The 1,234-nt window shown below is 45.3% G+C and carries 1 protein-coding gene; it reads left to right on the forward strand.

Features of this window, described 5'->3' with window-relative positions:
• Positions 1–830: 830 nt before the first annotated feature.
• A partial coding sequence (locus tag PX482_RS10990) for a DUF2252 family protein (protein ID WP_288122439.1) occupies positions 831–1,234 on the forward strand: 404 nt, incomplete at its 3' end.

Here is a 1,234-nt window from a genome sequence, read left to right on the forward strand (position 1 = left end):
AAATGGGGCGAAAGTCTGTGGACTCTGTGTAAGACAGTACATGGTTTTTTAACTGTGGTATGCGACGGTGGTGGAAGCAGAAACTTAAATCGTGAGGTTTAGGAATCGCCGCACTTTTAGGGCGGCGAGGATGTCAACGTAACTCACCCCCATCATCCCCTGCTCAAGATTGACACTTTCACCGCTCATTTCTAGACAATCTAGGGGTAAATTCTCGGTTCACAGACCTAAACTAATAAGCTGTTCATAATTTAAATTGCTTGTTGAGATCAGGCAAGAGGCAACAGTAAAGGGATTGAGAGAGATTCGGCTGATCATTAAGAATAAGCGGTTTAAATACGTCTTAGCTTACTACCAAATCATCACCCAAAAAAATAAACAGAAAACTTCTTACAGAAGTCGGGCAAGGGGGAAATTTTCACCTTTAACCTGAAATATACCCCCCTTTTCCCGACAAAAGAGCGAGATTTTAGCCCCTGGCTGAAGGCTGACCATTAGATAAAATTTTGTTACGAGCATTCCGCCAGCAATTTTTGAGCAAGATATAATCGAAATAGTAGGGCAACCATTGGGCTAAAAGTTAAGCAAATTTAAGAGATAGCCATTCCAGAAAAAAATGTATCATCGATAATGTTGATCTTCCCCGGATAAGAGGCGAGTGAAGATTAATTGTTGAACCGAGCATCAGAAGCTATCTCTACAGGAGGAAAGATCAGAAAGTTATCCAAGAAGGGGAACCATCAGTCTTAACTTATCTATTTCCTATTGCTTGTATTCATTTAGTCATCTAACAGCAAGGGATGTAATCTCATTCAGGGGAAAAAGTCGCTATGAACCACCAAATAGAAACCCCGATCCGGTCACCCTCTCAAGCTCGATTCCGTTCACGGGAGGAACGCATCCAGATCGGTAAATCCCTCCGGGAGCGATTGCCGCGTTCTCGCCACGCTATCTGGCAACCCCCCGCAGCTGGTCGAGAGCCGATCGAGATCATCGAAGCATCAAATCGAGGGCGATTACAGGAATTGATTCCTATCCGCTACGGACGAATGTTGCGGAGTCCCTTTACCTTCCTGCGCGGTTCCGCTGCTTTGATGGCCTACGATCTGGCCACCACTCCCAAAACCGACATTATCGTGCAGGCCTGCGGGGATTGCCACCTCTTGAACTTCGGATTTTTTGCCACCCCCGAACGCAATTTAGTCTTCGATATTAACGATTTCGACGAAACCCT

The sequence above is a fragment of the Microcystis sp. M53602_WE12 genome (assembly GCF_030065455.1).
Lineage (GTDB): Bacteria > Cyanobacteriota > Cyanobacteriia > Cyanobacteriales > Microcystaceae > Microcystis > Microcystis aeruginosa.